At 70.8% G+C, this 26,511-nt stretch carries 22 protein-coding genes and 6 pseudogenes; 14 read left to right on the top strand and 14 right to left on the bottom strand.

Annotated features, from left to right (window positions below):
- The first annotated feature begins 1,228 nt into the window (after positions 1 to 1,228).
- Complete coding sequence (locus ACZ4V6_RS34390) at positions 1,229 to 1,411, top strand: hypothetical protein (RefSeq protein WP_467834888.1); 183 nt, start codon at positions 1,229 to 1,231, stop codon at positions 1,409 to 1,411.
- A 256-nt stretch (positions 1,412 to 1,667) separates the two neighbouring features.
- Here ACZ4V6_RS34390 and ACZ4V6_RS34395 read toward each other — a convergent pair whose 3' ends face one another.
- Entirely contained in the window at positions 1,668 to 1,892 is a 225-nt protein-coding gene (locus tag ACZ4V6_RS34395) for a hypothetical protein (protein WP_467834889.1), read from the bottom strand.
- A 1,071-nt stretch (positions 1,893 to 2,963) separates the two neighbouring features.
- On the opposite strand from ACZ4V6_RS34395, the gene ACZ4V6_RS34400 reads away from it, so the two are divergent.
- Together ACZ4V6_RS34400 and ACZ4V6_RS34405 are read left to right on the top strand one after the other, a co-directional pair.
- Positions 2,964 to 3,266 (top strand): transposase, encoded by a 303-nt coding sequence (locus tag ACZ4V6_RS34400; RefSeq protein WP_467834891.1) that lies wholly within the window; start codon positions 2,964 to 2,966, stop codon positions 3,264 to 3,266.
- Positions 3,267 to 3,344: 78 nt separating this feature from the next.
- Positions 3,345 to 3,614: pseudogene (locus tag ACZ4V6_RS34405) on the top strand (transposase); the annotation flags it as partial.
- Here the strand turns inward: ACZ4V6_RS34405 and ACZ4V6_RS34410 are convergent.
- Positions 3,593 to 4,417: a C40 family peptidase gene (locus ACZ4V6_RS34410; RefSeq protein ID WP_467834893.1), complete on the bottom strand. Its 825-nt coding sequence runs from the start codon at positions 4,415 to 4,417 to the stop codon at positions 3,593 to 3,595. The pseudogene ACZ4V6_RS34405 and the gene ACZ4V6_RS34410 sit on opposite strands and share 22 nt — an antisense overlap.
- Positions 4,418 to 4,973: 556 nt before the next feature.
- On the opposite strand from ACZ4V6_RS34410, the gene ACZ4V6_RS34415 reads away from it, so the two are divergent.
- Both ACZ4V6_RS34415 and ACZ4V6_RS34420 read left to right on the top strand, forming a co-directional pair.
- The gene (locus ACZ4V6_RS34415) at positions 4,974 to 5,408 is read left to right on the top strand and encodes a hypothetical protein (protein WP_467834895.1); all 435 of its coding nucleotides are present in this window, start codon (positions 4,974 to 4,976) and stop codon (positions 5,406 to 5,408) included.
- A 359-nt stretch (positions 5,409 to 5,767) separates the two neighbouring features.
- Complete coding sequence (locus ACZ4V6_RS34420) at positions 5,768 to 6,367, top strand: hypothetical protein (RefSeq protein ID WP_467834897.1); 600 nt, start codon at positions 5,768 to 5,770, stop codon at positions 6,365 to 6,367.
- A 747-nt stretch (positions 6,368 to 7,114) separates the two neighbouring features.
- On the opposite strand, the gene ACZ4V6_RS34425 is transcribed toward ACZ4V6_RS34420, so the two are convergent.
- Positions 7,115 to 7,705 carry a TetR/AcrR family transcriptional regulator gene (locus ACZ4V6_RS34425; RefSeq protein WP_467834898.1) on the bottom strand — a complete coding sequence of 197 codons (591 nt, stop codon included), beginning with the start codon at positions 7,703 to 7,705 and terminating at the stop codon, positions 7,115 to 7,117.
- A 122-nt stretch (positions 7,706 to 7,827) separates the two neighbouring features.
- Here ACZ4V6_RS34425 and ACZ4V6_RS34430 point away from each other — a divergent pair, with 122 nt between their 5' ends.
- From ACZ4V6_RS34430 to ACZ4V6_RS34440, 3 genes and pseudogenes are all read left to right on the top strand, one after another.
- A complete protein-coding gene (locus ACZ4V6_RS34430) occupies positions 7,828 to 9,168 on the top strand; it encodes an erythromycin esterase family protein (protein WP_467834900.1) in 1,341 nt (446 codons plus the stop codon).
- Positions 9,169 to 9,483: 315 nt separating this feature from the next.
- Positions 9,484 to 10,047: pseudogene (locus tag ACZ4V6_RS34435) on the top strand (MFS transporter); the annotation flags it as partial.
- Positions 10,048 to 10,273: 226 nt separating this feature from the next.
- A complete protein-coding gene (locus ACZ4V6_RS34440) occupies positions 10,274 to 10,540 on the top strand; it encodes a DUF6199 family natural product biosynthesis protein (RefSeq protein WP_467834902.1) in 267 nt (88 codons plus the stop codon).
- Positions 10,541 to 11,042: 502 nt separating this feature from the next.
- On the opposite strand, the pseudogene ACZ4V6_RS34445 reads toward ACZ4V6_RS34440, so the two are convergent.
- Positions 11,043 to 11,339: pseudogene (locus tag ACZ4V6_RS34445) on the bottom strand (helix-turn-helix domain-containing protein); the annotation flags it as partial.
- A gap of 223 nt (positions 11,340 to 11,562) precedes the next feature.
- Between ACZ4V6_RS34445 and ACZ4V6_RS34450 the strand changes: the two are divergent.
- Both ACZ4V6_RS34450 and ACZ4V6_RS34455 read left to right on the top strand, forming a co-directional pair.
- A complete protein-coding gene (locus ACZ4V6_RS34450; RefSeq protein WP_467834903.1) occupies positions 11,563 to 12,426 on the top strand; it encodes an alpha/beta fold hydrolase in 864 nt (287 codons plus the stop codon).
- A 59-nt stretch (positions 12,427 to 12,485) separates the two neighbouring features.
- A pseudogene (locus ACZ4V6_RS34455) lies at positions 12,486 to 12,897 on the top strand (winged helix-turn-helix domain-containing protein); the annotation flags it as partial.
- A 103-nt stretch (positions 12,898 to 13,000) separates the two neighbouring features.
- Here the strand turns inward: ACZ4V6_RS34455 and ACZ4V6_RS34460 are convergent.
- Positions 13,001 to 13,636, bottom strand: a complete 636-nt coding sequence (locus ACZ4V6_RS34460) for a TetR/AcrR family transcriptional regulator (RefSeq protein ID WP_467834904.1) — start codon at positions 13,634 to 13,636, stop codon at positions 13,001 to 13,003.
- A 107-nt stretch (positions 13,637 to 13,743) separates the two neighbouring features.
- Here ACZ4V6_RS34460 and ACZ4V6_RS34465 point away from each other — a divergent pair, with 107 nt between their 5' ends.
- A complete protein-coding gene (locus ACZ4V6_RS34465) occupies positions 13,744 to 14,682 on the top strand; it encodes an alpha/beta hydrolase (protein ID WP_467834906.1) in 939 nt (312 codons plus the stop codon).
- Between the two features lie 1,691 nt (positions 14,683 to 16,373).
- On the opposite strand, the pseudogene ACZ4V6_RS34470 reads toward ACZ4V6_RS34465, so the two are convergent.
- Positions 16,374 to 16,668, bottom strand: a pseudogene (locus ACZ4V6_RS34470) (transposase); the annotation flags it as partial.
- Positions 16,669 to 16,789: 121 nt separating this feature from the next.
- On the opposite strand from ACZ4V6_RS34470, the gene ACZ4V6_RS34475 reads away from it, so the two are divergent.
- A complete protein-coding gene (locus tag ACZ4V6_RS34475) occupies positions 16,790 to 16,945 on the top strand; it encodes an NlpC/P60 family protein (RefSeq protein ID WP_467834908.1) in 156 nt (51 codons plus the stop codon).
- 125 nt (positions 16,946 to 17,070) lie between these two features.
- On the opposite strand, the gene ACZ4V6_RS34480 is transcribed toward ACZ4V6_RS34475, so the two are convergent.
- Complete coding sequence (locus ACZ4V6_RS34480; protein WP_467834910.1) at positions 17,071 to 17,568, bottom strand: cupin domain-containing protein; 498 nt, start codon at positions 17,566 to 17,568, stop codon at positions 17,071 to 17,073.
- Positions 17,569 to 17,731: 163 nt separating this feature from the next.
- Between ACZ4V6_RS34480 and ACZ4V6_RS34485 the strand changes: the two are divergent.
- A pseudogene (locus ACZ4V6_RS34485) lies at positions 17,732 to 18,511 on the top strand (alginate lyase family protein); the annotation flags it as partial.
- A 37-nt stretch (positions 18,512 to 18,548) separates the two neighbouring features.
- Here the strand turns inward: ACZ4V6_RS34485 and ACZ4V6_RS34490 are convergent.
- The 7 genes from ACZ4V6_RS34490 to ACZ4V6_RS34520 all read right to left on the bottom strand — a co-directional run bounded on the left by ACZ4V6_RS34490 (position 18,549) and on the right by ACZ4V6_RS34520 (position 25,047).
- Complete coding sequence (locus tag ACZ4V6_RS34490) at positions 18,549 to 19,568, bottom strand: polyprenyl synthetase family protein (protein ID WP_467834923.1); 1,020 nt, start codon at positions 19,566 to 19,568, stop codon at positions 18,549 to 18,551.
- A gap of 2 nt (positions 19,569 to 19,570) precedes the next feature.
- Positions 19,571 to 20,611, bottom strand: coding sequence for a tetratricopeptide repeat protein (locus tag ACZ4V6_RS34495; RefSeq protein ID WP_467834911.1), 1,041 nt, complete (start codon positions 20,609 to 20,611; stop codon positions 19,571 to 19,573).
- Positions 20,612 to 20,871: 260 nt separating this feature from the next.
- On the bottom strand, positions 20,872 to 21,264 hold the full coding sequence (locus ACZ4V6_RS34500) for a hypothetical protein (protein ID WP_467834913.1): 393 nt from the start codon (positions 21,262 to 21,264) through the stop codon (positions 20,872 to 20,874).
- Position 21,265: 1 nt separating this feature from the next.
- A complete protein-coding gene (locus tag ACZ4V6_RS34505; protein WP_467834914.1) occupies positions 21,266 to 21,460 on the bottom strand; it encodes a hypothetical protein in 195 nt (64 codons plus the stop codon).
- Positions 21,461 to 21,600: 140 nt separating this feature from the next.
- A complete protein-coding gene (locus ACZ4V6_RS34510; RefSeq protein ID WP_467834916.1) occupies positions 21,601 to 24,249 on the bottom strand; it encodes a helicase associated domain-containing protein in 2,649 nt (882 codons plus the stop codon).
- Complete coding sequence (locus tag ACZ4V6_RS34515; protein ID WP_467834917.1) at positions 24,246 to 24,734, bottom strand: hypothetical protein; 489 nt, start codon at positions 24,732 to 24,734, stop codon at positions 24,246 to 24,248. The genes ACZ4V6_RS34510 and ACZ4V6_RS34515 overlap by 4 nt, the downstream gene beginning before the upstream one ends.
- Entirely contained in the window at positions 24,727 to 25,047 is a 321-nt protein-coding gene (locus tag ACZ4V6_RS34520; protein WP_467834918.1) for an ankyrin repeat domain-containing protein, read from the bottom strand. Before ACZ4V6_RS34520 ends, ACZ4V6_RS34515 begins: the two co-directional genes overlap by 8 nt.
- Before the next feature lie 256 nt (positions 25,048 to 25,303).
- On the opposite strand from ACZ4V6_RS34520, the gene ACZ4V6_RS34525 reads away from it, so the two are divergent.
- Complete coding sequence (locus ACZ4V6_RS34525) at positions 25,304 to 25,513, top strand: hypothetical protein (RefSeq protein WP_467834919.1); 210 nt, start codon at positions 25,304 to 25,306, stop codon at positions 25,511 to 25,513.
- Positions 25,514 to 26,511: the final 998 nt, after the last annotated feature.

Genomic DNA, 26,511 nt, shown 5'->3' on the forward strand with positions numbered 1-26,511 from the left:
ACTCACCTCCTCGAATGTGCGGTGGTGCACGGCGACACAGAAGTCAACACAAAGATCACCACCCGCACCTCGCCGGGGCGAACGCCGCCTGATGCGGCACTAGCCGATCGAGTTCGGGAGCAGGCCCTGGGAGACGGTTGTCGAAGAGGAAGTCGGCGATCGTTCCGCTGCGCGCGTCCACGAGGAAGCCGACGGCGCGTGCTGCCTGCATCCGGTCCTTCTTCGCCTGGATGCAGCCGAGCAGCGACGTGCGTGTCCGGGCGTACTGGGCTGGGGTCGGCACACTCGTCCACACGAGGACGCGTGAACTGATCCGGTCGGTGCCGGGCCACCTCGGTGACGGGACGGGGAACGACGATGCATTGATCCGCCGCGCGGTGATGCCGGATGGCGCCCATGTCTGCGGCGTTGGCGGTAGATGGTCGGAGAACGCGCCAGCCTGGGGCGGTGCGGGCCGCGCTGGCTGGTGCTGGGGGCGGAGGACGGCGGGTGAAGGACACGCGGCAGCCGATGTCCGCGCATGCCGTCGGGTGGCACAGAGCGGCGGCGCGGGGTTCCGCTCTGTACCATCGGCGCGGCGATCCGTCGCTGGCGCCTGTCCTTCGTGCAGGTCGAGGGGGACGCGGTGGAGTGGCGGACGGGTTTTCATCGCCGGCGGTTCTCGCTGCACCGATGAGGTCGGCGGCCGGGACCGGGATGCGGTGGCGTCCGTGACGGGCCCGTTCTCCGGGTCCACGGCGCGGGACATGTTTATGGCTCCCGGTGGTGTGGGCACAATGACTATAGAAGTTGGTTGCCAACTTGGTTGAGTTGGCAAAAGTTGGCTCTCGGTTCTCCTGTCAGCCCAGGTGGAACAGAGGCGGATGGCCTGTAGCAGCGGGCCGCACAAGGGGCCTGTAGCAGCAGGCCCCCCAGACCTGCGCCAGCCCCGCCGGACCTGAGTCCGGCGGGGCTGCAGACGTAGGCAACCTACGGCGTATGCGGCAGGTGTATCTGCCGCATACGCCGCATTTACATCTCCTGTGCTGTACCCGCGTTCTGACGCGCCGCCAGGAGGGCATCTCTCGGAGCACGGAACACCAAGGTGCGGCTGCTACCGCACCGGTTCCGTTTCGTTTCGCTGATCCACCTGGGCTGACACGAGAGGACACCGGCCGACATGAGAGTTCACCCGCCCGAAGAACGAGGTACTGGAACCGCTCCGGGACGCCGGCAACACCCCGCCGCCGTGCCCCGGCTGCCCGTGGCCAATGCCGTGGCGGCCGTGGTCATCGCCGTCGTCGTTCTCCTGGGGGCCATCGCAGTACTGCTGCTGATGCCCGGTCACCTCGAGGCACTGGGAACGACCGTGACACTGGCCGGCTCGGGCTTCACGCTCGCAGCCAGGATTGCCGTCCCACGCTCGGGCTGACACCCACCGGGAACCGGCTCCATCCCCACAGCGGCGGGGAAGGCGCCGGTTCCCGCGTCACCATGCCCGGCGCGGCAACGACCCCTGGCGACGGCCGCGAGGCCATGGCGGGCTCGCGGGGTCGGTGGCCGGGCGGGCGGTGGGCGGTGCCCACTGCGAGGGGCCGCCGACAGTCGTGTGAGGGCCTGTCGGGAGGCCGGGCGATGCGGGCCCGACCATGACTCCGGCCCTCGGCCATGAGACCGACCACGGCAGGTCAGCGCCCTGATGGCGAGGGCCCGGCGCCGCCTGCCAGCGCGCTGGCCTGAGCGATGCCGAACACCCCGACCACGAAGGCGGCCAGGACGCCGGTGGCGGTCGGCATCACCGTCACCGGGGTCTTGGGCGCCGGGCGGCAGTGGACGAGGTGGCCGAGGCCCTCGATGACCGCCGGGCCGACGACGATGCCGATCACCAGAACGAACAGAGCAAGCGCGGACACGAGGTCCCCTCTCAGGGTTCGAGCGCGCGGACGATCCGCGTGGACGGAAGGCGGAGCGCGGAGACTCCTCAGCGGCGTCTCGGACAGAGGCGCCGGACAGCGACCGCCAGAGTCAGGGACGGCGGGGTCAGCCCCGCAACCCCGGCGACGACCGGCACGGACACGCCCGATGCCGGTCTTGGCCAACGAAGCCGGGTGCGAACGACCGACCGGCAGCCCATGACGTCGCGCGTCCGGTCCGCTACCGGTTGCTCCCCGTTGGTGTCATGGGGCGCGCGGGCGCATCTGTGACGCCCCCGCTTTCGAACAGCGTCTGGTGTCTTTGTTTACGACAACCAACAGCACCTGTGCGCCACTTGTGACGGCACTCGGGCAGGGGCTGTTCGACTGTTGTCAGGAAAGCGCGGTCCTGCGAAGGTCGGTCCCGTGAAGCACTCGGTTGAGCGAACGGACAAGCTCGCCCCCACGCGAATACTCCACGTGGGCGCGACCGGATATTCGGGCGGCAGCCCTCATGACATTCGTGAATGCTCTTCAGCACGGTACCTGCGATGAGTGGCCGCCGCGGTTGGTGGATCCTCGTAGAAGGTCCCGAAGGGCTCTACCGCGACGATTCCCGTTCGGTCCTGCTACAGGCCGTGCCGTGCGACGGAGGCCCGGACCAGGCGGTCACTCAGGCCGCTGCGGTGGCTCGCACCTACATTCCCGCCCGGTACGGAGACCTGGACGCCGAGGCGTGCGGGCGGCGAGTGTTCCGGGACACGGACAGGAGCTGGATCGTGGAGCTCGCCGTCAGGGATTGGCTTGAAAGTTACACGATGACCGTCACCAGGAAAGCTGTCCTGCGGATCTCGATCGCCGAGCTGGAGCACGAGCAGGAGGCCGCGGAGCCTGAACGGCCCGTCAAGAAGCGCAGGTTCGGACGCTCGTGACGCAGTTGCCGGGGCGCCCCGGAGATCATGCCGACACCCCGGCGTTCGAATTCACGCATTGACGCCACCGCCGTCCGAAGTCGTGTACACGTGCTCTCGGTTCTCGTGAACAAAGCCGGCAAGGGCACGGGCGCCTCGGATGCGCCGAAGTGCACCTCCACGCTGCCCGTCCCGCAGCCCTCGGACAGCAGCCTCCCCGTGCGGGAGGGCAGGAAGCGCAGCGGTAAGGGCGAAGTGGCCGCGGCGGGACATCGTCGGCGGCATCCGCCACATCGTCGACAACGGCGCGAAGCGGCGGGCTTTGCCTGCGGACCCCCTGTGGGAGACGGTTTACGGGGTCTTCTGGCGATGGAACCAGGCCGGGGTCGTCACCTGCATCCGTGACCGGCTCCGGCGCCGGGTCCGTACCGGCAAGGGTCGTTGCCCCACCCGGTCACGCTGATCGTCGACTCCCAGTCGGTCAAAGGCGCCCCCACGGCGCCCCCACGGCGCCCCCACCGTCGGCCGCAACAGCCGCGGCTACGACGCCGCGAAGAAAACCAACGGCCGCAAAAGACATGTCACCGTGGACACGCTCGGCCTGCCCGTGACGATCACGGTGACGCCCGCCGACATCCAGGACCGTTACGCCGCCCGCGACGTCTTGTGGCGCCCGCGCCTCACCCGGCCGCAGATCACCCGGATCCGGGCCGACCGCGGCTACGCCGGCGACCTCGTGGACCGGGCCCGCGAACGCCTCTGGCAGCTGCCGGCCAGCCGGCGGGGGGATCAGGCCCGGATGCGGCGGTAGGCGACGACGTGGCCGGGGGCGGGCAGCGGCGCGACGGTGACCGTGGTGCCGGGCCGGGGGGCGTGGATGACCCTGCCCTCGCCGATGTACAGCCCCACGTGGCCGCCGCCGTAGGACAGGACCAGGTCACCGGGGACCAGGCGGCCCCGGGTGGTGGCGCTGCCGGCACGTATCTGGTCCCAGGTGGTGCGCGGGAGCTTCACCCCGGCTGTGGCCCAGGCCCGCATCACCAGCCCGGAGCAGTCGAAGCCGCGAGGGCCGGTGCCGCCCCGCACGCAGGGCTTGCCCAGCTGGTTCTCGGCGTAGGCGATGACGCTGCTCGACGCCGGCCTCTCGGGCTCGGGGGCCTTGGGAGCGGCCGCCGGCGCGGACGGCCTGTCGTGCGTGGGCGCGGCGGCCGGGGCGGGCCGGCCGGTCTCCGGTTGCCGCGCCGCGTCGGCCGAGGCCCCGCCGGAGGGCACCTTCAGCGTCTTCCCGGCGTGGATCAGCGTCGAGGAGCCCAGGCCGTTGAGCCGCTGCAGGGCTTTCACGGTGGTGCGGTGGGTGCGGGCCAGCTTCCACAGGCTGTCACCGGGCCGCAGCTTGATCTTTTCGGTCTTCTTCTCCGGTTCCTTGCCGGCGTCGGGCCCGGCGGTCGCGGGCGGTACCGCCGAGGGCCCGGCACCGGCCGGCGTCTTCTGCCGGAGGGCGACCGACGGCCCGTCGGAAGCCGACGGTGAGTCCGTCGGGCCGTGCACGGCCAGGAGCGCACCGGCGAGCGGGGGCAGCACGAAGGCCACGGCCAGCCCGGTAGTGCCCCACACGAAGGTGCGGCCCCTTCTGACGCCGGTACTTCGGGCACGCGGCGCGCGGTGGCGCCGGCTGACCGCTCTGCTTCGGGTTCTGCTTCCCGCGGGTCCGCGCCGGGGGCGGGAGCAGGGTCTGCCGTGCCATCACGACCTCCTTCGGAAAAGGGCCGCGCCGTGCGGCCTGGAAGGAGGCTGTTGTGCGGTGTCGGTGTCCCGCCGCCTCTGGTGGCGTCTGGGACAGTCCCGGCCTGTCCACGCTCTCCAGGGGCGGGAGGAAGGGACAGTGTCCGGCCCGCGGAAACCGGCTGTGACCTGCGTGGACGAGGCGGGACTGTCCGGGCCGCCGTTACCTGTTGCCCCGCCCTCGGCCGTTGGGCAACGCTTCTTCCACCGCCCCGTGCCGCCCGGCCGGCGCCTCGTTCAGGCGCCCTCCCGGCGACGGGTGCCCAACCCCCTCCCGCCCGCCCGGCATGCGCTCTCGCACGGGTTCGGCGGGAGAGCCCTCTCCCCCGTTTCACCGCCGCGCTTCGGCGGGACGAGGGAGTCCACCACTGTCACGAGGAGCACCAGCATGCGCAGTGCACGAACGTCCAAGGTCCGGGCGATGGCCGTCGCCGCCGTCGCCACGGGGCTGCTGGCCGGCGGGACGGCCGCCGGCGCGAGCGGCGCCTTCACCTCCGCCCAACCCGCGAACACCACCACCGACACGGTCGTCAACGCCGGGGCCCAGGCCGGGGCACAGAAGAAGTTCACCGGCACCTTCCAGCAGGCGGACGGCTGTCCCTACCTCGTCACCTCGAGCGGCACCCACTACTACCTCGAGGGCTACACGATCGGCGGCAACGGCGCCCTCTACAAGAAGCGCGGCGGCTTCATCGCCTACCCCGGCTGGCGCATCCAGGCCAACGGCACCAAGAAGTACCGCTCCGCCAACAGCACCAGCCTGTGCACCACCTGGGGCGCCAGGGTCTACATCAAGGCGAAGTCGATCTACAGCATCCGCTGATCCGGACACGGGCCCCCCTGTCCGTCTCCGTCGGCGGCCCCAGGCCGCCGACGGAACACCGGACACCACCCGCGGCGAACCGGCAGGAAGCGAGAGCCGCCCACCACGTCCCCCGGTCACCGAGCTCGCGGCCGGCCCTCAGGCGCCCTGCCGGGCCTGCAGGCCCTACGCACCTCATCGCCTCTTCCCTCACCCCGCACCGCCCGGCATCCGCCAGGCGCCTTTCTCGGGGTGCCGAACCCGCCCCACCGGTCGCCACCGCCCTTGCGCGGACCAGCGGCAGGGGGAGCGCTCTCTCATGCCGCCGCGTCACGCGGCGCGACACCACACCATCGGTAACCGTCACGAGGAGCAGCAGCATGCGCAGCACACGAATGCCCAAGATCCGCACGATGGCAGTGGCCGCCGCCGCCACGAGCCTGCTGGCCGGCGGGATCGTCGCCGGTTCCCAGGGCGCATTCACCTCTTCCCGGCCCACGGACGACACCACCGACACGATCGCCAACGCGGCAGCCACACAGCAGAAGTCCTCCGGCGCCGCCAAGAAGGCCAAGAAGTCGGAGAAGTGCACGACCGCCACCTCCACGTGGGAGGTCCGCAACCACTGGGTGGACATCAAGACGGCCAACATCAAGATCCGCATCACCCGGTGCGTGAACGCCTCCGGAGCACTGACCGCCGGCACCACGAGCCGCATCTTCGCCACCACGACGACAGCCGGCGACCTCCTCTACGGAGTCACCGTCACCCCGGAGACCGCCCCCGCCATCATCAAGGCCGGCGGCACCCAATACATCCTCGAGCAGGACGTCGACCACAAGACGTGCCTGGGAACCAAGTACGGCCCCTTCTGCGGCCACAACAACATCACTTTCACCATCACCGTGAACAAGAAGGGCACGAAGTGGCTGGTGAGCGCCAAGGACCAGAGCCGAGACGACGACATCGTCGCCGCCTGACCCGCCTCGGCCCCAAGGCGGGAACACGCGCTCGCCACCCCGAGGACTCCACCGTCCGGTGACCGCGTGCACCCGCTGTTCCCCAGACCGCCGCCACGTCCGCGAGAGGGAGGCAAGGCCACTTCCCCGCGGACGTGACAGCGGCCCGACTTCCTGTTCCGGGCGCGCCGTGCCTCACTCTGCAAGCTGCGGAAGCCATCTCCTTCTCCGGCGGGATCGGCTACGCCCTGCGGGGTGCCCTGCCCCTGGCCGCCGTCACGGCGGCGCTCTCCGCCGCCCTGGCCGTGCGACGTCAACGGCCGCGCTAGGGATCTACCAGGGGTCTCCCGCTCGTCGGCGACGGGTCCCGGGCTCACCGCCGGCACCACTGGCGGTGAGCCCGCGGGCCAAGGACCAGGCGAAGCCGACCGGGGCTCACCACGGTCCTGGCCGGCGGAGCCTACGGCGCCACATCGACTCGTGCCGAGAGGCGACAGGACCACTCACGCCGCGGTGCGGAGGGCTTCGGCCATCCGCACGGCCGGCTTCGGAACCTGACGGACACGTACGGCCGGAGTCGCCTCGGCTTGTCCGACCAGGGTGTTTCACCCCCTCGGATGTCCAGGAACGGCTCGGCGTACGGGCATGCCGGTCCGGGCCGGCTCATGCCCGGGGAAGGCGCGCGGGCAGCGGCATCCGTTCCTCGCCGGTCACGCAGCGGGCCGCCCGTCGTTGTCCGGCGATGGCGTGGTCCTGCCGATGCCTTGGCTACTCGTGTGCGTCGACGATGCCGGTGAGGGCGCGTAGGCCCGCGACGATCTCAGAGGCGTCGGGAGCCTGGTCGGGGTCGGTGAGCCACTGCGTCATCAGGCCGGTGAACAGGGCCATCTGCGCGGCGCCCAGAGTGCGGGCGGCGGTGTCGCCGACCTCGTCCTCGGGTGTGCCGAGCAGCAGCGCGGCCAGGCCCTGGCGGCCCAGGGCCTGACTTCCGGCCAGGTGGCGGCGCAGATCGTCGGAGTGTTCCGCCTGGAGCAGGGCTTCGAGCGTGGCCAGCCACAGCGCCCGGTCGTCCTGGAAGGACTTGACGACCTCCGCCCACATCGCTTCGTAGCGTGCGGCCGGGCTGCTTCCGGTTTCGCCGAAGGAGGCCAGTGTGCGGCCGATCCGTGTGCCCCACGCGTCGATCGCCTCGATGAGCGCGGCGTTCAAGAGCGCCTCACGGGAGCCGAAGTGGTAGCCGATGGCCGCCATGCTCACGCCGCCGGCCTCCGTCACGATGTCGCGCACCGTGGTCCGGGCCCAGCCCTTCTCCTCCAGGCAGCGCCTGGCCCCCGCCAGTAGGTCCTCGCGATTTCCCATGCCGAGAACGCTACCCGATGCATTGTGCGCATGCGTGAGACGAATGCCTTAGACAATCGTCTTGTGCAAGCGCCCAAATCCTGAGTACTGTCGTGCCGCACCCACCAGTCGAGGGAGATCCCATGAGCCACGCCCACTCCGTCAGCCGCCGCCGTCTGCTCGGCCTGGCCACCACCGTCCTCGCCGCGAAGACCCTCGGCACCGGCGCCGCCGCAGCGGCGGCCCCCTCGGCCGCCGAGCCGGTCAACGCCCTGAACCGCAGCGCGCGGCCCCTGAACGACCTGAACGGGCTCGGCCGCATGGTCGGCGACGCCCGCGTCGTGGGCCTGGGCGAGGCCGGCCACAGCGCCCACGAGTTCTTCACGCTCAAGCAGCGGCTCTTCCGGCACCTCGTCGCCACCAAGGGCTTCACCGCCTTCGCCCTGGAGGCGAGCTGGAGCACCGGCCTGCGCCTGGACACCTACGTCACCCGAGGCATCGGCGATCCCGCGCAGATCATGCGGGACGAGTTCCAGGGCCAGTACGTCTTCTGGAACACCCAGGAGTACCTGGACCTGATCCGGTGGATGCGCCGATACAACATCACCCGCCCCGACCGGCCGCAGCTGCGGTTCGTGGGCAACGACCTCGGCTACGCGGGGCCCGACGCCTTCGGCCACGTCACCGACTACCTCGCCGTGCACCGCCCCGACCTGGCCGGGCGCATCGCGGACCTCTACGCGGGACTGAAGCCGACGGCCGGGACACAGGCGGGACCGTGGATGGCCGGTCAGCTGACCAAACAACTGCCGGCACGCCGGGCCGAGGCCGACCGGGCCGACGCCGCCCTGGCACTGCTCCGTGACCACGGCCGCCCCCGCACGGCCGGCCGCGACACCGAGCGGGCGCACGCCTGGGCCCTGCAGAACGCCGCCGCCATCACCCAGAGCTTCACCGGCTACGCCTTCCCCGACGAGCAGTTCCCCGAGCGCATGCGCTACCGCGACCGGGCCATGGCCGCCAACACGGCCTGGTGGCTGCGGCACGAGGGCGGCCGCATCCTGCTCGCCTCCAACAACGGCCACGTCGCCTACGTCAGCGACAACCCGGACGAGTTCCCGGAGCCCACCGGCGCCTTCCTGCGCGCCCGACTCGGCCCGGACTACGTCAATATCGGTCTGACCTTTAATCAGGGCACCGTCAACGCCCTGCCCGACTTCACCGCCCAGCAGCCCCGGAAGTACACCGTCACACCGGCTCCCGAGGGCTACAACGAGCACACCCTCGACAAGCTCCGCCACCGCGACTTCAGCATCGATCTGCGCACCGCGCCCGCGGCGGCCCGCACCTGGCTCGCCGCAGCCCGCCCCACCCGCTCCTACGGCCTGTACTGGTCGGCCGACGACCCGGAAATCGCGCTCGGCCGCTCGTACGACATCCTCGTCCACCTCCACCAGGTCCAAGCCGCCCACATCCTCCGGTGACCCGACGGGCGGAGGGAGCCGGGCTCCGAAAGAGGCAAGGAGGCGGCCTTCACGGTGGCCGGGTCCGAGAGGCGGGCCCCGCCGCCGGCACTGCGGCCGCCGAGGACCGGCCCGCCGCAGGGCCCCTCGCCGACCAGGCGCTGTTCGACCTGATCGTCACCGTGTCGAAGGCGTCGGGAGGGCTGGGCGACCCCTCGGGAGAGATCTCCATGAACCGAGGGCGAGCTCGAGCGGTCAGCGCGTCACGGCTGTTCAGGAGGCCGGCGCAGACCTCTGCCGGAGGGCTCCGGCAGGAGGTCCCGCGCGCCGGACAGCCTCTTCGCGCACGACCGCCTCGGCATCGACACCTACGGCTTCGGCCTGCTCCTCGCAGCGGAGGCCACCGGCGGTCTGCTGGGTGCAGGCATCGCCTCCCACCTCGGCCGACGACTCGGCACCGGCACCGCACTGACGTGCACAGCCACCGTCGAGAGTCTTGCCGTCCTGGGCCTTGCCGCTGCCCCCAACCCGTACGCGGCCGGACTGGCGCTCGCCTTCTGCGGGGCCGGCATGGGCGCCACGATGGTGCTCGGGCCCTCCCTCCGGCAGGCGATCGTCCCGGCCCACCTCATGGGCCGGGTCGCCTCCACCTCCCGCATGCTCGCCATGTGCGCCGCCCCCCTCGGAGCCTTCCTCGGCGGCTGGCTGGCCACCGCCTACGACGTCCGCACCCCGCTCTACGCCGCCGCCGCCCTCCTCCTGGCGATGACGGCTGTTACGGCATCCATGACCAGCAACCGCCGGATCGAAGCGGCGCTGCGTGCCGCCGCCCCGACCGGCAGTCCGGATCACCCGGCAGGCAAGGACCCCGCCCAGGAGAGCGCACCCGACTCGCTGTGACGCCTGCCGCGACCGCCCAGGGCTTGCCGATCCGGCCGGAACACCGGTGGGCCTCGCCCACAAGGATCAGATCCCACCCTGGAAGGCCAGCCTGGTGCGCGCGTTCCAGGGTGCCCAGAACGATGCCCCGGAGCAGTTCCGGAGTCTGTCTGCGAAACAGAACGAATCACGAAGCTCTGGATCCCCTGCTCGTTTCCTGAGTTCGCGTCAGGGAATCCGAAGGTCCATGAATCACGATGTGATCGTGCATGCCTCCTCCGAAGACAGCGGCACCAGCCCGGCCCTCATCTTGTTCCTTTCCCTCTTCCTGATCATGGGCCTGGTCCAGGTCATACGCCCTCAACTGCTCTGGCGGGTAAACAGCCGCCTCCAGCGTGGCTGGGTGAAGAACCCTGACGCGACCGAACCCACCAACAAGGGGTACGCGATGCAAAGAGCGACCGGAGTGCTCTTCTTGGCAGTCGCCACATGGACGCTCATCCAGAACATCTGACTACGAGCCAGTCCCTCCCCAGCCCACCTCGGAGTGTCCCCGTAGCCGGCGAAGCCGTCCGTTTTCGGCCCTCTCCCAGGGGCCGGGAGGCAAGGGACGGGCAGGGGGTAGGCGGATAAGCATGGATGGCACACGACTTCGACAGGACGAGCAGAGCTCACAGGAAACCCGTGCCCGGGGAACGATGCGGATCTGGCGGTGGGCCAGGTGGGCAGCACTTGTTCTCGCGGCCGGCTGGGCGGTGAACGGGGCCGTCAATCTCATCCAGGGCGATCAGGGACGGGATCTGTGGTGGCCTCTGGTCAGTACCGTCATCTGGACAGCGTTGACCGTGCACGGCTTCAGGACCTACCGCCGGATCAGGACAACGACCCTGCCGGCCATCACCGGCCGCCCGTCCACCTGACCGCCTCGGCCGCCCCGCTCCCTCGTGCTGCTTCCAGGCAGCTGAGCACCGAGCAGTGACACAGCCGTGCAGGAAGGCGAAGAAACGCGGTGCATGCCGAAGCTCACGGATCCGGTCCTTGAGGATCGTCATCCCCCTCTCCCAGCCGATCCGCTCGGCGATCACCGTCGCAGGCACCATCGGCGTCTCCCGAAGAAGCTCACGGATCTGCGCCTCGACCGCGTCCACCACTGAACCCTCTGCCGACCGCTCGTACTTCGGCGGCCGATCCTTCGCCAGGGCGCGCTCGGCCGTGTTCTTCGAGATGCCCAGATGTCGAGCGATCGCCCGGATCGGCATCTGCTCCGCTCGGTGCAGCCGCCGGATTTCCGCCCAGTCCTCCACGAGGATCACCCTTCCTCCTGGCCTTGACCGCCAAGGCCGGAGTCAGACGAAGATCACCACGTGGGGCACTCCTGATACACCGTGAGGGGGCCAGGGTCGGCCGTCGCCGACAACGGAGGGTTGACCGCAACCCTGGCTTCTCGACCGCCCAGAAGACGTGCTGGGGTCCGTCCTGGACAGGCGGAACGGCCGGGTACTGCGGAACGGGTCTCGAAGCGGAAAGGTGCATATCGTGTTTGAGGAGTTCACAACGACGACGGTGCGCACCGACGAGGCGTCCGTCTTCGTCCGGTACGGGGGCGAGGGCCCGCCCCTCCTGTTGTTGCACGGCCACCCGCGCACGTCGGCGACCTGGCACCGGGTCGCGCCCGTCCTGGTGCGGCGCGGCTTCACCGTCGTCTGCCCCGACCTGCGCGGTTACGGGCGCTCCCGCGGCCCGGCGCCCGCTCCTGACCATGTCCCGCACTCCAAGCGTGCCGTGGCCGAGGACATGATCGAGGTCATGCAGACGCTCGGGCACCAGCGCTTCGGTCTCGTCGGCCACGACCGCGGGGTAGCCGTGGCGCTCCGGCTGGTGCTGGACCACCCCTTTGCGGTGACCCGGGTGGCGTTCCTGGACGGCCTGCCCCTGAGCGAGCACCTGGCCCGTGCGGATGCCCGGTTCGCCACCGCGTGGTGGCACTGGTTCTTCTTCGCCCAGCCGGAGATCCCCGAACGCGTCATCAACGCCGACCCCGACGCCTGGTACCGCGGCGACCCCGAGGCCATGGGACAGGAGAACCACGACGAGTGGCGGGCCGCCACCAGGAATCCGGACGTCGTCCGCGCCATGCTGGAGGACTACCGCGCCGGGCTCACCGTGGACCGCCAACACGAAGAGGCGGATCGAGACCGGGGTGTGCGGATCGACTGCCCCGTCCTGGTTCTGTGGTCGCTGCGAGACGACCTGGAGGACCTGTACGGCGACCCGCGCACCATCTGGCGCGACTGGGCCGACGACGTCCGGGGCCACGGCATCGACGCCGGCCACCACGTGGCCGAAGAAGCCCCCGGCCCGCTCGCCACCGCCCTGGGCGACTTCTTCACCCACTACTGAACTTGTCGGCGTGATGTCGCGAGGCTGACAAAGGGCGGTCGTCGCGGTATGCCGGAACCGTGAGGTATCCGCAAGGCGGCGGCCTGACCGCCGGGCGGCGGGCGTTTCGTGAACGCATCCGCATGGAGGCGGCCGGGATGTCCGCCGAGGGACAGGACGACGCGGTGGTGGCGAAGGGGCTGCGGGTCAGCGTGCGCTCGGTGCAGCGCCGGCACCGTTCCTGGCAGGAGGGCGGCCGACAGACGCTGGATTCCAAGGGATCGGCCGCCCGTCCCAAGCCGAACGAGGCCCTGTTCGCAGTTCTGGAGCAGGAGCCGGCCAAGAGGCCGGTCGCGCACGGCCGGCCGGCCGGATCGGACCTGGACCCTGGCCAGGATCAAGACGCTGATCGGACGCCGGTTCCACCGGACCCTCACGCCCTCGGCCATCGCGCGGATGCTGCGGCGTCACGGGTGGAGCCGTCAGGTTCCGATACCGCAGCGAAGCCGTCGACGGATGCCTCGCCGCAACCGGTCTCACCCTGACGACATCACGCCGGCGAGTTCAGTAGTGGTGAGCCGGTGCCCCCGAGCCGCTACCGGACGAGGTAGCTCTCGATGTGGTCGATCACCGCTGACACGGCCTGCCGGTAGGCGGTGCTCGACCGGCGGACCTGGGACAGCAGCATGCCGCCCTGGATGGCGGCCAGCAGAGCGGTGGCGAGCACGGCGGTATCGGCGTGCTCGCTCAGCTCGCCCCGTGCCTGCATGCGTGCCAGTCCCGACCTGATGGGGTCTTCCCACCGGTCGAAGGCGGAGACGAGTCTGGTCCGTGCCGACTGGTCGCTGTCGGCGAGTTCGCCGGCGAGTGAGCCGATCTCGCAGCCGCCTTCGCATCCTCGTGCGTCTTGCCGGCTCCCTGCCCGGTCGCACCATTCGCGCAGGGCCTCGATGCTGTCCAGGTTGTCCAGCAGTGGACGCTGCTGGGCGAGCCGGGCGTCCGTCTGGTGGTCGATGACCGCCAGGACCAGGCCCTGCTTGTCGCCGAAGTAGTGGTAGATCTGCGACGCGCTGACCCCGGCAGCCGCCTGGATGTCCGGGATGCTCGTGCCTCCCACGCCGCGGTGGAACATCAGCTCCGCGGCGGCCTCGATGATGCGTTCGCGGGTCTTGCGGCCGCCCTTGGTGAGCCGCGGCCCCTTCGGCTCTCCGTCCTTCACTGGTGCGCTCATGCGCCCACGCTACCCAAGTTGGAATTGACATTCCAATTACGCTCCGCCAATGATCCTGGAAAGGTCATTTCACCCCGGGTGACCGTCTCTTCAGACAGGTGAACGCCATGCCCCTCGACCCCCAGATCGAGACCCTGCTCAAGAACGTGGCCGCAGGAGGCGGACCGGCTCCCGAAACCCTGACGGTGGCGGAGAACCGCACGTTCGGGCGCGCCTTCGGAGCCCTGGCCGGCGATCCCGTACCGGTCGCCGACGTCCAGGACACCACGGTGCCTGCCGACGGCCGGGACATACCCGTCCGCATCTACCGGCCCCTCACCGAGCCGGGCGCCGGGCCACTGCCCGTGACGCTCTTCTTCCACGGCGGCGGATGGGTCTTCGGTGACCTGGACACCCAGGACAACATGGCCCGCACCGTGGCCGCCCGCTCCGGCACGATCGTGGTCTCCGTCGACTACCGGCTGGCACCCGAGCACCGCTTCCCGGCCGCGGTCGACGACGCCTGCGCCGCGCTGACCTGGGTCGCGGACAACGCCCCCGGCTTCGGGGGCGACGCAGAGCGCATCGCCGTGTTCGGTGAGAGCGCCGGCGGCAACCTCGCCGCGGTTCTCGCACAGGAATCCCTGCGCCGCGGGGGACCCCGCATCACGCTCCAGGTGCTCGCCTACCCGGCGGTCGACCGGTTCGACGACAGCCCCTCGATGTACGAGAACATGGCGGGCCCGGTCCTCTCCCGTTCCTACCTCGAGTGGTTCTGGGGCACCTACCTCGACACCCCGGACCAGGGCGCCGACCCGCGGGTCTCGCCGGCACGCTCCGAGGAACTGGCTGGACTCGCTCCTGCCGTCATCGCCACCGCCGAGAACGACCCCCTGCGCGACCAGAGCGACCACTACGCCCGCAAACTGGCCGACGCCGGCGTGCCGGTCCAGCACCTCCCGGTCAAGGGAGCCGTTCACGGCTTCCTCTCGTTCACCGGCTCGGTGCAGCTCTCGCGGGACGTACTGAACCAGCTCGCGGACGCCGTGGCCACAGCCTTCGACTGACCCGGCCTGTGCGGCACCGCCAGCCGCCGGTCTTCGGCCGCACGCAAGCGGGACTGCGATCACCACTGCGCCGGCCCTTGCTGTGAAGCGGCCGGCGCGGGGCTGACCGGACCGGCCGCTTCGGCTGCGGCAGGCGCTGTAGGCGTCCCCTTGTTCACAGCACGCGGTCTTCTGGATCAGCTTCCCGAAGCCTTCGCAGCTCGGCATCGTGCCGGACGAGCGATCAGTGAGCGGTCCGGCGACAACGACCAGGAGTCCTGGTGCCCGCGATCGGCGCGGCCTCGTCGACGCCCTGTCCGGCGTCCACCTCCCCGACGTTGCCGAGTTGCGTGCCCGTGGCGTACTCGGCGAACAACAGACGACGTTCCCGACCCAGCGGCGAGCCCTCGCAGCCGGAGGCCGCACCGACGAGGAGCCCCGCCCCCGAGCCGCCTCGCCACCTGGCTCCAGCCCGTCGAGGGTGCCGGTCAGGGAACTGGTGCCGTACGTTGCAAGGGACTCACTCGGGCCCACCAAAACCCACTCGACCTCACCGGGTTTGAGACGCCTGTCCTGGAAGGCACGAGAAGCCCGACAGCGGCGCCCACCGCAATCTAACCCCTCGCCGAGTAACCGCAGTCGCCGAGCCCGGCCGCCCGCATACCGGCCGGGCTCGCTGCTGAGCACGTGTCTTGCGGCGGGTGCCGGTTTCTTGGGCAGAACCAGAAGGACCGCAGCACATCGATGGTCGCAGCGAATACGGGCGCGCAGCAGCGGCCGGCCCGGCGAGCGGTTCGCGCTGACCGTCACCTCCCCCTGCACCGTGGATCGGGAGGTCACCGGCGGGGAGCGGACTCCGGCCGGTTCACCGAGCCCCGCACCAGCCCCGTCGGCGTCCGGGTCGGGGAGCTCCAGGTCGTCAGCTGACTCGTCACGCGGGGCTGTGACCTGCGGTGGTCGGGCCTGCAGGCCTGGGCCCGGCGTCCATGGCAGGGCCCGGGAAGGCGTGCCGTGTGCGCCCAGCCGGCCTTGTGGGCGGGGCCGGTGACGGGGTGCCAGATGGGTGCTGCGGGGCTGTGTCGGAGCAGGCCGGTCATGGCTGCGGCGAGGACGGGGACCTCGCGCAGGAACACGGCGAGCTCCGGCTGTCGGGCGGCGGCGTTCAAGGCCTTCAGGCAGGTGGTGACACCGGTGGGACCGGTGTCGGGTGTGCATCCAGTCGTCCCTGTGGCCGGGTTCCTGGATGGGCCGCCAGAGGGGCGCGGCGGGGCGGTGGCGTGTGACCTCCCCAGGTCTTGACCGCCACCGCCCCGCCGTGTTCCCGCCGGCACCCGGACGCCTGCCACTTCGTCCGGCCGCCCCTCCTGTTACCCCGCCCTCAGCTCCTCATACCCCACGTGGGACGGCGGTGTGGTGTCCTATCGCCCGCCGGGCTTGCCTCTACCGCATGTCCGACGGCTGCGTAGTGCCTGCGCATGGCTGTGGCCTGCTGTGGTGGGGCTCGTGGTCGGGGACCTGGTGGCCGCGGGCGGGTCTGAGCAGTGCCCGCTCGGATCCCGACCACGGCCCTGACTCTGCTGGTGGTCAGGGGTGTCGGGCGTGCGTCCGGCCGACGCGGTGGTCGGGGTCGGGGACGGGGTGCCGGATGGGTGCGGCTGGGCCGTGCCGCAGGAGGTCGGTCATGGGCGCGGCCAGGACGGGGACCTCGCGCAGGAAGCCGACCAGCGCGACGTCGCGGGCGGCGAGCCGTCGCGGACCTGGACCTGCTCGAGCAGGCGGGCCCAGGCCCTGTCCGCCTCCCAGCGGGCGAACCGCTCGTAGACCGTCTGCCACGACCCGTACCGTTTCGGCAGGTCACGCCACGGAGCACCGGTCCGCAACCGCCACAACACCCCATGGACCACCTGCCGGCGATCCCGCCACGGACGGCCCCGCCCGACACCACCCGGCAGCAGGGGGGGCTATCCGTTCCCACGCCGCATCCGTCAGCTCTCCACGGCCCACCACAAGATCAATCATCAGACACGGCCTAGGGGCCGGCCCGCACGTACGGCACGAGCGTGAAGGTGCTGCAGTGGCTCAACGGCCCGGGCTCGCCGACGCTGATCCACGCCGGACCGGAAAGCCTGTGAAGACCGGCGAGGAACGCAAGGTGGGCAAGCGGGTCCGATCGACGCCGAGAGCCGTCATCGCCCATGCCCGCGCGCGGCTCGGCAAGCCCTACGTCCGGGGCGGCACCGGCTCGAGCGGATTCGACTGCTCCGGCCTGGTGATGCGGACGTGAGGGACAGCCGGGGCCAAGTTGCCGCGCACCACCTGGAGCCGGATCCACGCCGGCCGTGCCACCCTCCGCAACCGTCTCGTGAGCGGTCTGTCGGTGGCGTCCGGATCTTCCCCGCGGAGCCGGACCTACTCGGCCGCCGCCTCCAGGGTGGCACTCCAGAGCGGGCTGTCGACGTAGTGGTTGTCGTACAGCTCGGAGGAATCCTTGATCTCCTGTGGGCTCGCCTCGCCGCGCATGACGCGGCCGAGCAGGCGCAGGTAGTCGAAGCGCGGCATGCCGGGCGTGAAGGTGAACAGCACGTCGGCCGTGGAGCCGGGGGCCGCGGCGAAGGCGTGCGCAGTGCGCGGCGGGACAAGCAGGAAGTCGCCCTCGTTCAGCGTCTTCACCTCGTCGTCCACCAAAACCTGGAGCGCGCCGCCGATCACGAAGAACAGCTCCGAGGCCCGCGTGTGGAAGTGCGCCGGGGCCCCGACCGCGCCCTTCGCGAAGGTCGAACGGTAACTGGTGATCGGGCTGCCGTCGGTGCCGCAGTCGGCCAGCAGCGTCATCGTGCTGCTCGGGTCACTGGTCGTCTCCGCTTCGACGGCACGGGTCAGGACGGGCTTCAGCATGTTGGCGCTCATTGTGGTGTCTCCCCTGGTCAGAGGCCGTTCCAGTGTTCCCTCACGGCCTTGTGTCCACAACTCTACGACGGGGAAAGACCCATGAAATGGTTCATTCCCGGTGGATAATCATGGGTCAATCACCCGACGCCAGATGAGCTCTGGCCGTGGGATCGGCCCCGTCACGTGGCCGCCGCGACCTGCCCCTGAGATGAACCTCCGCCTGGACCACGCGCAGTCCGTCCCCTGCCGGTACGACGGCCGGGCCATCGGCATCATCGACTTCTCCCAGTCGTACACCGGCGTCCTCCGCACGATCGCCCTCCTGGACACCGGCGCCCCCGGCTGGTCCGCCGGGGACCGTGCCGCGATGACCCGGTGGATCGAGGACTTCCTGCGCCGGCTGCACGACAGCGGCTTCGGCCACCAGGAGAGCGCCGCCACCAACAACCACGGCACCTTCTACGACATGCAGCTCGCGGCCCCCGCGTACGTGCAGCTCGCGGCCCCCGCGTACGCGACGGGCGACGAGGACCTGGCACGCCGTACCGTCCGGCAGGCGGCGACCACACGCATCATCCCGCAGATCGCCGCCGACGGCAGCCGGCCCCAGGAGCCGGCCCGCACCCGGAGCTGGCACTACTCCGCCTTCACCCTGGTCGCCCACACCCGGCCGGCCGCGATCGGCCAGCACGTGGGCGTGGACCTGTGGGGCTATGAGGGCCCGGACGGACAGAGCCTGTTCCAGGCCGTCGACTACCTGCTCCCCGCCGCCACCGGGGCCGCCGCCTGGCCGCACCCGGAACTGGAGTTCCACCGCTACGCCGCGACCGGCGTCGTCCACGCGGCCGCCGGCGCGGCAGACAGCCGGGCCCGTAAGGCCCTCGTTTCCTCGGGAGCGCCGCCGGGAGGCGACCTGCGGCTGCTGCGCCCGGCGCCGGAGCGGCTGGACTCGATCGCCGGATGGGCGTCGGGGCCCGCCGTCCGGGCCCCGGACCTCGTCACTGGCTGCGCACCGCCACACCGTCCAGCAACGCCCGCAGGTCGCGGGCCGGCCGGGCGGGAGCCCGGATCCGGTCGAGCTCCGACAGCGCCGAGGCCCTGCACCGCCGCGCCACGGCGAGCGCCGCCGCGCGTCCCCCCGCCTCCTCGGCCAGCTCTGCCGCCCTGGCCACGTCCCCGTCCGCTTCGAGCACAGCGGCGAGACGACGGGCGGCGGGGCGGCCGCTCTCCAGGGCGGACACCACCGGCAGGGTCTTTTTCCGCTCGCGCAGGTCCCCGTGCACCGGCTTGCCGGTGACGGCGGGATCGCCCCACGTGCCCAGTACGTCGTCCGCGATCTGGAAGGCGACCCCCGCCTGCCGGCCGGCCCGGTCGAGGCCGGCCACCACGGCGGGGGACGCGCCGGCGATCTGCGCCCCCAGGGCCAGCGAACAGCCCAGCAGCGAACCGGTCTTGCCCTCGGCCATGTGCCGGTACTCCGTGCTGCGCACGCGGCGTGGCCCGGACCACGGGCGCCCCGCGAACAGCAGGTCGTCGGCCTGTCCGCGCACCAGGTCGCCCAGCGCCGCCGACAGCAGCCGTACGCCCTCGATCCCGCCGGCGGACGTGGCGAGGGTGTCGACGGCGAGCGCGAAGAGGGCGTCGCCGGCGAGGACGGCGGGGCCGGTCCCGTACGCCCGCCAGACGGCGGGACGGCTCCGCCGCACCGGGTCGCCGTCCATGATGTCGTCGTGCAGGAGCGAGAAGGCGTGCACCAGTTCCACCGCGACGGCGGCGGGCACCCCTGTCTCCGGGGGCGCTCCGGCGATCTCCGCACCGAGCACGGCCAGTGCCTGCCGTAGGCCCTTGCCACCGGGGGCGGTGACCGGCGCGCCGCCCACGTCGCACCAGCCGAAGGAGTAGGCGGCCATCTCACCGACCCAGGGGTGCAGTTGGCCGACGGCCTCCCGCAACGCCGGCCGGGTCAACCGCGCGCACCGGTCGACGATCTGGGCCGGTGCCGCCGGTAGGGCCGTCACCGTCACGCGCAGACCTCCCCGTCCGGGACGAACTCCGCCTGGGCCCGGGCGACCATCTCCCGGGCGTGCCGCAGTCCGATCCGCTCGGTCAGACGGGCGAGTTCGGCGAGTTCGGCCGCCGTCGCGGCGCGGTCACCGCCCAGTCGGGCCAGTGCCTTGGCCAGCCCGAGCCGGGCCAGCGTCTCACCGCGCGGCTCGGTCATCTCACGGAACTCCGCCAGCGCGTCCCGGTACAGGTCACGCGCCTGGGCGTAGCGCCCGGCGCGGTAGAGGACGTTGCCCCGCATCTTGAGGTTGTAGGCGAGGGCGCTCTTCAGTTTCATCTCCCTGCACGTGGCCTCGGCCTGCGACAGCAGGGACAGGGCCCGCTCGGTGTCGCCGTCGCGCACGGAGACGACGTCGGCGAGGCCGCGCAGGGCCCAGGCGTGCCCGCGCCGGTCCTCGGCGCGGGCGGATATCCCGGCCGCCTCGGCGAACAGTGCGTGGGCGCTGTCGTACTGGCCGGTGTTGCGCCGCATCTGGGCGATGCCCTCCAGCGCCCAGACGGTGTGGCGGGCCTCCCCGCGCCTGCGGGCCTCGTCGAGCAGTTGCTCGTGCAGCCGGCCCACGGCCTCGTAGTCCCCCTGGATGCGGCCGGTCTCGGCGAGACCCGCCAGCGAGTACCCGCGCACGACGACGTCCCCCGCCCGCTCGCCGAGCTCGGCGGCGAGTGCGAGCAGCCGGCGGGCCAGCGGGAACGCGCCTCGCTGGCGGGCCAGGGTGCCGCCGCTCCAGAGCGCCCAGGCCATGCCCGCGAGGTCTTTGGCCTCCCGGGCCGTGCGGTAACTCGCCTTCCAGGCCCGCTCGGCCTCGCGCACCTGCCCCAGGCGCCGGTGCGCTTCGGCGACCGCCAGGCCCGTGCGCGCCGCCTCGGCGGTCCGTCCGGCCCGTACGGCCTCCTGCATCTGCTCGGTGCCGGCCGCGAGCACGTCCGCCAGCGGTGCGTTGACGGACAGGGTGGTGAGGGCGCCCTGGTACTCCGGGGCGAATGCCTTGCCGTACATCGAAGCCTTTCCGCTCGGTGGCCCGGACCCCCCTGTATACACATCGCGTATACGTCGGGTGTATAGTCCGGCGGCCGTCAGCCCTTCCACTGAGGGAGGAAAGAGAGGACTACGGCCCGTTCGTCGTCCGTCAAGACGAAGGACCTCGCTCCGGGGTTGCCTCCGCCGATCGACGAAAGGCACGACAACACCGAGCGCACACACCAGCCGGGCAATGGCCTCCTCCCCGAGCCAGGAGGCCCACCGCCCGCCGCCCTGCGTCAGCAACTGCCCGTCGCCTCGATGCCGATGATGCGGTCGTACCGCTCCAGCAGCACGAAGAGCTTGGTCGTCCGGGTCGTCCCACCGCTGCCGAACGTCAGGGCGACCACGACCACGACCACGACCCCGTGGCCGTTGCCCACGGCGCCGTTGTCGCTCACGGTCCACCGCGTCGGGACGTTCCGGGCGCGCAGGACGCCGTCGGCACCGTTGCCGTTCTCCCAGGCCGCGAGCCGTGCGGCGAAGTCGGGCGTCAGGCAGTGCGCGCGCAGCGCCGTGGCCAGCGTCGCGTCCGGGTCGGTGTAGTCGCCCTTGGCGTCGATGTACGCGCTGAAGTCCCCCCGCCCGCGCGTACTCGGAGCACCACAGCAACGCTGCGCACAGAACTCCAACTCACCAGGCAGGAGATCCGGGCCCTGAGGGAAGAAAGAGAACCGGATGCGGCAGGCCATCCAGCACCAGCTCGGACAGCAACTCGACGCCCTCGACACCAGGCACCTGACCGAACGCGTCGACGAACTCACATGGACCGACCAACGACTCGAAGACAGCCTCCAGCAGGCCACCGACGACAACCACGAGCTCCACGCCCGCGTGAGAATCCTGGAAACAGACCTGACCGCAGCACGCACCAGCCTGCGACGGATGATCCGAGAGGAGAACACAAGTCGCCGAGCGCACACTCCAGCGCCCGCTGCCGCCGCTACAGGTCAATCCAAGAGACCTTGCTACGCCCATTCAATGCCGAGCTCCGCGAGTGCGGTGCGTTGGTCATGGGTGAGTTTGTCGCGTCTGGCGCGGGTGTTCGATACCCATACGCCCAGCCTGATGACCACCGGCTCGGTCGTGCCGTCGACCGTGATCTGTTCGGCGTGAGCCCGGGGGACGGGCCGTTGTCCTTCCCGTTCGATCCATTGGGCGAGGGCTGCCAGTCCGCGGTGGAAGGCCTGCTCTGCCTTGCTGGGGCTCTTTGCCGCGCCCTTTGTCGCGGGGGCGGGGAGCGGCGTCTGGGCGGGCTGCACGCCCAGCTTGGTCAGCCGGTCCTGCTGCTCGCTCGACAGCAGTCTCCAGTCGCGGCGTTGTCGTTTCAGCCATCGTCCGAGGTCGTCGCCGTCGAACGTCACGCCGGGTTGGATGTCGGGCAGGACCCCGCCGGGTTCGTCGGCGGCGAGGTCGGCGAGGTGGCGGTGGTGGCGCTGCCAGTCCAGCGGCCACGGGCAGTTCCAGTCCTCGTCCACCGCGGCCAGCTGCTGCGCCCGCAGAGTGGCTCGTTCGGGGTTCTTGCCGAGGCCGCCCTTGCGCCGGAGATTCGCCAGTAGCTGACCGATGGGGACAGGCTTGCCGTCGGTGGGGTCGTCCCACAGGGCGTCCTGCCTCGGGGCCAGGTGCCCCGTGGCGCGCCGGTAGGAGCGCAACGCAGCCAGCTTGGTCTCCCAGGCTTCTTCGCCGGGCTCCCAGACCATCCCGGCCTCCGGGGCGTCGAGGAGCGTCTTGCGCCGCTCCTCCAGCTCACCCGCCCGCAGGGCTTTGCGCTGCTGGTGCACCCATCGCCCCAGCGGAAAGGCCTTCGTCACCCCCACCTCCGTCTCTGTGTCGTAGGGGACGGCGTACAGGCCGGTGATCTCGTGTTCCTTCCGCCACCGCAGCAGGGCCTGGTAGCCCTCTAGCCAGACCAGGGATTCGGGCCGGTAGACCCGTGTGCGCAGGAACGCCGCGATGGTCGCGGCGTCGCGCGGGCTGGAGAAGTGCAGCAGCACCGACCCGGCCGCAGCGTCGGCGTGCTCCTGGTCCTCGCCGTCGCTGGCCCCGATGATCCGCCCGTCGGTGTCACGCCGGACGTGGACCGTGCGCCTGCCGCTGGTGAGCGCGCGGGAGGCGAGCTGCTCGACCAGGCGCTCATCGTGGCTGCGCAGGCCTTGGAGCACAGCGACCAGCCCGGCATATGAGGCGGAGGCGACCATGTCGGTGGGATCCTCGCCCGGCTCCAGGAACACGGGCACGATGATCCGCGCGACCTTCGTGGAACCGTCCCGGTTGAGCCGAAGGGCCCGGCCGATGTTCTGCACGATCTCCACCTGCGAACCACGGGTGTCCGCGAAACACACGGCCTCCACACCCCGCTCCCCGGTAATATCGACACCTTCCCCAAGGACCCGGCAGCTGGCGAGGAACGCCCGATGCACCCTGCGCCCGTCAGCATCGATGCCGTTCGCGAACTGCCGCAACACCTCCCGCCGCTCCGTGACGAGGTGATCGCCGCACAGCCACGCCGACCACACCCGCTCCGGCGGCACATGCCGGCCGGCCTCCAGCTCGTACAACTGTGCGCCGATCGACGACGCCGGTAGCTTCTCCGCGGCCGTCAGGTCCTCGTCCGAGGCATCACGCGCATACAGCGCGGCCGCGGTCTTCGGCAGCTCCTCCGCGAACGCGGCCGCCTCCTCCACCTTCTGGTGGAAGGTCATGACCGTACGCAGATTCCACGCGGCGGCGTGCTCCAGCAGCGCCGTCTGCAGCAACGCGAGGCGCCGGCCACGCCGCGCCTCCTGCGACTCCCCGAGGACGGGGGAGGGGTCGTGGATCTCGAGGACGTCGATCTCGAACCCGGCGAGGATGCCCCGCTCGATCGCCTCCGACAGCCCCAGCTCGGCCAGCCACGCGCCGTACGTGCCGCCCGGGTCGTCGGCCATACTCGCGATCTCCGCCTCCTGGCCGCCGGTTCCCTTCTGCGGGCGGGGAGCGGCGAGGATCCGGGGGGTGGCGGTGAGGTAGAGCCGGAAGTCGGCGGGGATGCGGGCGTTGTCGTGGATCGCCGCCCACGGCCTGCCAAGATCACCCGCGGTCGAGTGGGCTTCGTCCACGATGGCGAGGTCGAACGGGGCCATCTGCTGGCCATAGAGCCGTTCCCCGCCCGCCAGAGCTGCCTCCAGCGGCCCGCGAACCATCCGCTGGCCCGTCGGATCCTCCGGATCCTCACGGGCCACCAGGGAGGCATAGGTGGCGAACACGACCACGGGCCCGGTCCCGGCCCACAGCGCGAGCTGGATCGCATTCGTGGTGGCACGCACCCCCAGCGAGCCCAACACCGGGTCGTTCTCCAGCGAACACACCGCCACCATCGCCGCCCGATGCCCGACCGCCCGCCACGCCTGAGCGGTCTGTGCAAGCAGGTCCAGGGTCGGCACGGTCACCAAGATCCGCCCGTTAGGGAAGCACTCCAACGTGCTCGCGGCAGCCGTGATCGTCTTGCCCGATCCGGTGGCGGACACCAGCGTGCCCCGGGCCCCCTGCGCGGGCACAGAAGATCTTGCAAAGAATTTGACCCATTCCCGAATTGCCGTTCTCTGGGTGGCCTGATGTTCCCGGAGGCTGATCACAGATTTCGACCTTTCCTTTTTCCGGGCGAAAACAGGTTCTTCCACCACGTGCCCGTGCCCGATGAGACCCTGCCCTCGTCGGGGGCAGGAGCGGGGCGGGGGTATCTGTCGATCCCGCCGCGTGCGGGCAGCTCGTCCTCGAAGGCGCAGGTGGCTACAGCCTTGAATCCGCCACACCACAGCGCTTCGAGCACAGAGGTGACGGCCTGCACCACCTCGTCCGGCGCTCCTGCCTGGGCCTCGCACTCCAGCACGGTCGGCCACTGAAGGAAGTCGAAGGGGTGGGCGCGCCGGCCGGTGGCGTAGTCGTTGGACTCGCCTTCCGCGCGCACCGGCCCGACGGTGAGTTCCGCACCGTTGTCCTGGAGGCCGAGGGCGTCTCGAAGCCGGCCCACGAGCCGCGCGGCGGCCTCCACATCCATGTAAATCGAGGCGCCACTGTAAGGGGAGTCCGGGCCGAGGGGCGAAAGCCCGCGATCATTCATTACGTGCGCTCCCTGGAGTTTCTGCCGGGGTGAGGGAGAGAAAGCGCTGGAGCAGCCGCTGGGCCGGTTCATGGTGGTAGTACTCGGCGATCTGCAGGGGAGTCTCGCCGTCGATGGCCAGCAGGCGAGGGTCGGCACCGTAGGCCAGCAAGATTGCCGTGGAGGCTGTGTCCAGCGGGTAGTTCGCTTGCACGTGGCCTTGGCCTTCCAGGTCGATCGCGTGAGTCAGCAACGTGAGCTCGAAGAACACCTCGTCCGGGTCCGCCCCAGCATCCAGGAGCATGGAGAGGGTCTCGTACTCACTGACCTCCACGGCTCCACCTCAGGCCAGGAACCCGGCCCCAACACATCACGGCCCATCTGCTCTTCCCTCCTCCACCCGCGCCCACTATTTCACCGACCCTATCCAACACCCCCCAGGCGGGTAGCCCATTTCCCCCAAAGATACATCGTGCATCACATCAAGCTGCATAAAACAGGGGGCAGGGTGCGAACTGCCTGCTGGCGGGTAGCCGACGCCTATGAGTCCGTTCAGGTGGCGAAGCCGGTACCCGCTTCCGGCCCGCGCGGTGAGAATCCTTCGCTTCGGACGCTGGTTCCACGGAGGATTCGCGTTACTGTGGTGCCTGCTGCTGATCGACACGATCACCGGTGACGAGGGCAGGACAGCAATCGTCAAGGCGGCCGCATGCGCAGTCATGTTCTCGCTGTTCTTCCTCGGCACCTTGTGGACCCTGCGCCGTCACCGCCAGGAGAAGACGATCCGCGCCCGGCATTAACGCCCAGCGCCCCCGGGAAAGTGGCAGGGCGGTGGAGGTGACCAGCCCCCCGGGGGTAGCCGACGGGAATGACAGATCGTTCGTATCCGTTACCCCAGGGCCAGGCCGAAACCCTACGGACAGTGCGATGGGTACACCTCGCAACCGCGGTCCTCATGCTGGTCTGGTTCGGCCTGGCACTGTGGCGACAGCAGTACGGGCCCGCGGGCTTCAACCTGTGGTTCCCAGGAGCCTGCGCATTGCTCTGGCCGGCTCTCGCGGTCCAGAGTTTCACCCGCCTGAGACGCCATCAGAACGCGACCCGAGCCGGAAGCGAAAAACCCTTCCCATAACCGTCCAACCCACAAAAACAGTCTCGTTGACGAGCAGTCACGAAGGTAGCCGAACGGTATGCAGGGACGGGAACGGTTGGCCAAGTGGTGGTCTCGACGGTGGCTGCGCTGGGCAGTCGTTGTGACCGTGTGGCTTGCCGTCTACGGGGCGGCCGCAGTGGCCAGCCACGCCTTGACGGATAGGACGTGGCTGGACGCGTTTGTTTTCGCTGGCCTCATGGCTGTGGTCAACGTGGTGGTGCAGTGGGTGGCGAGCCGGGCCAGGAGGGAAGCACAAGGGCGCGGAGGCTAACCGATCCAGAAACCCCAGCCTCCCGCGCCCTCGTTGCTTGAGCCGTAGGCCCGCTGGCCATCCCGCAACCCCGAGACACGCAGCAGACGGAGCTCGCCGGACCCCGGCTGCCCCCTCCGGTAGCGAGCAGGGCCCCGAAGGGGCCCCGGTCCGGGAGCGCAGCGGACGGACCCTCACTCCCCGCTTGCGGGGAGTGAACTGCGCGCAGCGCAGCACCCGCGCGGGGAGCGCAGCGGACCGCGCTGCCCCTGGCCGCAGGCCAGGGGCGAAGCCCTTCGAAGCGTCAGCGGAGAAGGGCCGGCCGCTGTGCCCGGCGCGCAGCGCCGGGCCCGCGATCCTCCGCGCGCCAGCGCGGAGGTACCCGCTCCGCGGGG

It is taken from the genome of Streptomyces sp. NPDC029152 (assembly GCF_055564355.1).

Excerpts from the sequence above, each read along its gene's own strand:
- ACZ4V6_RS34400 (WP_467834891.1), top strand. The coding sequence starts at position 2,964 with ATGCGCCGAAGTGCACCTCCACGCTGCCCGTCCCGCAGCCCTCGGACA.
- ACZ4V6_RS34415 (WP_467834895.1), top strand. The coding sequence starts at position 4,974 with ATGCGCAGTGCACGAACGTCCAAGGTCCGGGCGATGGCCGTCGCCGCC.
- ACZ4V6_RS34420 (WP_467834897.1), top strand. The coding sequence starts at position 5,768 with ATGCGCAGCACACGAATGCCCAAGATCCGCACGATGGCAGTGGCCGCC.
- ACZ4V6_RS34425 (WP_467834898.1), bottom strand. The coding sequence starts at position 7,705 with ATGGGAAATCGCGAGGACCTACTGGCGGGGGCCAGGCGCTGCCTGGAG.
- ACZ4V6_RS34430 (WP_467834900.1), top strand. The coding sequence starts at position 7,828 with ATGAGCCACGCCCACTCCGTCAGCCGCCGCCGTCTGCTCGGCCTGGCC.
- ACZ4V6_RS34440 (WP_467834902.1), top strand. The coding sequence starts at position 10,274 with ATGAATCACGATGTGATCGTGCATGCCTCCTCCGAAGACAGCGGCACC.
- ACZ4V6_RS34460 (WP_467834904.1), bottom strand. The coding sequence starts at position 13,636 with ATGAGCGCACCAGTGAAGGACGGAGAGCCGAAGGGGCCGCGGCTCACC.
- ACZ4V6_RS34465 (WP_467834906.1), top strand. The coding sequence starts at position 13,744 with ATGCCCCTCGACCCCCAGATCGAGACCCTGCTCAAGAACGTGGCCGCA.
- ACZ4V6_RS34480 (WP_467834910.1), bottom strand. The coding sequence starts at position 17,568 with ATGAGCGCCAACATGCTGAAGCCCGTCCTGACCCGTGCCGTCGAAGCG.
- ACZ4V6_RS34495 (WP_467834911.1), bottom strand. The coding sequence starts at position 20,611 with ATGTACGGCAAGGCATTCGCCCCGGAGTACCAGGGCGCCCTCACCACC.
- ACZ4V6_RS34515 (WP_467834917.1), bottom strand. The coding sequence starts at position 24,734 with ATGAATGATCGCGGGCTTTCGCCCCTCGGCCCGGACTCCCCTTACAGT.